This is a genomic window from Phormidesmis priestleyi ULC007 (genome assembly GCF_003003695.1).
Classification (GTDB): domain Bacteria; phylum Cyanobacteriota; class Cyanobacteriia; order Leptolyngbyales; family Leptolyngbyaceae; genus Phormidesmis_A; species Phormidesmis_A priestleyi_A.
Genome location: NZ_PVWG01000102.1, coordinates 1 through 2,388 on the forward strand (window position 1 = coordinate 1; position 2,388 = coordinate 2,388).

6 protein-coding genes are annotated in these 2,388 nt (G+C 42.5%); 2 read left to right on the top strand and 4 right to left on the bottom strand.

Annotated features, from left to right (window positions below):
* Positions 1 to 42: 42 nt before the first annotated feature.
* Positions 43 to 180, bottom strand: coding sequence for a hypothetical protein (locus C7B65_RS26750; protein ID WP_244913302.1), 138 nt, complete (start codon positions 178 to 180; stop codon positions 43 to 45).
* Positions 181 to 603: 423 nt separating this feature from the next.
* Between C7B65_RS26750 and C7B65_RS26755 the strand changes: the two genes are divergently transcribed.
* A complete protein-coding gene (locus C7B65_RS26755; protein ID WP_181314516.1) occupies positions 604 to 1,002 on the top strand; it encodes a hypothetical protein in 399 nt (132 codons plus the stop codon).
* A gap of 51 nt (positions 1,003 to 1,053) precedes the next feature.
* Here the strand turns inward: C7B65_RS26755 and C7B65_RS26760 are convergent, their stop codons facing one another.
* From C7B65_RS26760 to C7B65_RS28220, 3 genes are read right to left on the bottom strand one after another with little or no spacing between them, the layout of a single operon-like run.
* Positions 1,054 to 1,374: a DUF5615 family PIN-like protein gene (locus tag C7B65_RS26760; RefSeq protein WP_073075354.1), complete on the bottom strand. Its 321-nt coding sequence runs from the start codon at positions 1,372 to 1,374 to the stop codon at positions 1,054 to 1,056.
* A gap of 1 nt (position 1,375) precedes the next feature.
* The gene (locus C7B65_RS26765) at positions 1,376 to 1,594 is read right to left on the bottom strand and encodes a DUF433 domain-containing protein (protein ID WP_073075355.1); all 219 of its coding nucleotides are present in this window, start codon (positions 1,592 to 1,594) and stop codon (positions 1,376 to 1,378) included.
* 36 nt (positions 1,595 to 1,630) lie between these two features.
* Positions 1,631 to 1,786, bottom strand: coding sequence for a hypothetical protein (locus tag C7B65_RS28220; RefSeq protein WP_181314517.1), 156 nt, complete (start codon positions 1,784 to 1,786; stop codon positions 1,631 to 1,633).
* Between the two features lie 70 nt (positions 1,787 to 1,856).
* On the opposite strand from C7B65_RS28220, the gene C7B65_RS26770 reads away from it, so the two are divergent.
* Complete coding sequence (locus C7B65_RS26770) at positions 1,857 to 2,099, top strand: hypothetical protein (protein WP_073075356.1); 243 nt, start codon at positions 1,857 to 1,859, stop codon at positions 2,097 to 2,099.
* Positions 2,100 to 2,388 lie beyond the last annotated feature (289 nt).

The window sequence follows — 2,388 nt, forward strand, 5'->3', positions numbered from 1 at the left end:
ACGACAAGCTAAAAAGCCTGATGAGTTGGAAGTTTCAATCCTTCAAAAAAGTCCAGCTCTTAGCCGATTAGAGTATACATAGGTTTCTTCGGTGCGGTAAGCATAATGCTTGAGCCGAATCGTGTCACGCAGTTGGTCTAAAAGCTTTTTCGGGCGCGGTTCCATGAGCAGTTTGGTCACATCAGTACATTATGTGCTTAATAATACTCGTATAATTACTCGCACAAATCTGAAGATATGCGGAAAATTTCTGCCGATCCACCTTAGTTAGGTTAATATGCGGAAAATTTCTGCCGATCCACCCAATTTAGGGTGATATGCAGAAAACTTCTGCCGATCCACCTGTTTTGGGATGGATCTACGGAAACTTTCTCTCTAAAAAGAAGTTAGCCCGCTGAGTTGTCCATGGGGGTGGTGTACCCAACAGCATCTATTTATCCTCAAGATTGAGCTACCACAGGGCTGTGCGTTATCCGAAAATTTTTGTTGAAGCTTGCATTCTTAGGTAGCAAAACTTTGATGGAGAAAAAGTTCACTCCAGTACTGTTAACTGCATCTACTGAGCCACACTTTCTTACTTATTTTGTGCAAGGAGATACAAGCATGAGAACTGACAAGAAAACACTTCGTTGGATAGCACTGATCTTTAATACGTTCTACTGCCTATCCGTTTGTTTGTTGCTAACAGTTTCCCTTTCAGTAAGACCTTCAATAGCTGCCTCAATCACAACACGCTTATCAGTCATGGCACAAACTGATACTGCTGAGAGAGTTGGTAACGTTATCACCGAAAAACTTGTTGAAAAAGTACTCGGTATTGCCAAGGATGCTATTGATCTTGGAAAAGCCTTGGTTGAATCTGATGTGGCAAACCCAAAAGGTTCTCAACCTGAACCAAATGAGAGAATAGAGAACTTTTTGGAGAGAACAGGTCGTCCAAGCGGAAACAGTGGGAGTTCAAAACAAGGCGGCAATAGTGGTGGTGGTAAAAACGGTCTATGAATAATTTTTGAGTAGTAGTAGTAGTAGGGTGGGCACTGCCCATCTCTACCTTCATGCGCCGACTACCGTAGCCTGTCCTTTAGCTACGGTAGTTATAATAGCTAAAACCTCTGATGCTAGAGGCTTCAGGTCTGACAAACGATTGGATGGTGCTTGCAAAACAATTACGGCAATACCAAACTGTGGCAGATTCTGCTGAAACGATAAGTTGCGATCAACTGTAATAAAAACGTCAAACTCTGCTTCTGCAAGAGCAAGAAGTTGACCATTCTTTACTCCTGTCCATCCCATTTGTGGAACTGTTTTCACCTCATAGCCAAGTAATTCTCTGGCAAATTTTCGATCTATGCATTCATCCAACAGTAGCTTCATGCTACGCCACCATGCCAACAAGCTGTTTTCCTGCCTCTTCCAGCAAGGCGATGACCTGCTCTCTAGTCACGGTTGGAAATCCATCCAAGAAATCATCGATTGATTCTCCCGCTTTAAGATAGTCCAGAAGCGTCTGCACAGGAACCCTAGTTCCAACAAACACTGGGGTTCCCCCCATAATCTCTGGAGATGCGCTGATAATTGAGGAGTTCCTAACCATAAGTTTTTGACCTCTGGGTTCTATATTAATAGTTTATCAATTCTTTCTGTCCAGGTAGCTCCGAGTCGGGTAAACGGCGCGGTCTAACAACCGCGCTGCACCGGAACGTATAAACGTAATCGGTTGAGATGCAAAGGTGATCTGCGTCCGGTGAGCGCGAACGTTATGCCGCAGAATCAGCAAAAGCTCCATGAGATTTTAGATACTCTAATCACAAATACTATGAGGTTCTTAAAAACTTTTATGACTTTGCTGGATCAATATGCTTGTCAAAAAAGAGCTGAAGTCAATGAGGTTTAAACTAGGAAAGATAGCTAACACTATATTCACCGCTGATGCTGGTGGATTAATAACAATTTCAGTCACTAATATCACTGAGCAAGACCAAAATAGAACGAGATTCTTAGACTATTCTGTTGAATCTAAGACTATATTTGAAAGCGACTCTAAAGTGCCAAAAGATAAAATCAAAGTTATTGTTAACAATACTCCGGACAAAATTTGAGCAGGTTTTAAGGCTCAAACCCGCATCCTGCCGTAAGCGGGATCTTTTTTTCCAAGTCAGGGGCAGAGCTAACTTTGAAAAAATAGCTCGATCTTGGAACCGTAAGCCCTGAAAACCTTATAGAACCGTTCAAAAAACTGTCCGGGGTATTGTGTTAATCAACACTTCGGACAAATTTAGGCGGCGATAATGCCGTAGTCACAAAGGGTTGGATAGTTGGGGTGGGATTTAATCAAGGTTGGCTCCAAGTCTAAGGTGGCAATAAAGCGCTCGAGAAGATGCTGATTGA

Coding starts and splice junctions, on each gene's coding strand:
- C7B65_RS26765 (WP_073075355.1), bottom strand. CDS start 1,594: ATGGTTAGGAACTCCTCAATTATCAGCGCATCTCCAGAGATTATGGGG.
- C7B65_RS26755 (WP_181314516.1), top strand. CDS start 604: ATGAGAACTGACAAGAAAACACTTCGTTGGATAGCACTGATCTTTAAT.
- C7B65_RS26760 (WP_073075354.1), bottom strand. CDS start 1,374: ATGAAGCTACTGTTGGATGAATGCATAGATCGAAAATTTGCCAGAGAA.
- C7B65_RS26770 (WP_073075356.1), top strand. CDS start 1,857: ATGCTTGTCAAAAAAGAGCTGAAGTCAATGAGGTTTAAACTAGGAAAG.
- C7B65_RS28220 (WP_181314517.1), bottom strand. CDS start 1,786: ATGGAGCTTTTGCTGATTCTGCGGCATAACGTTCGCGCTCACCGGACG.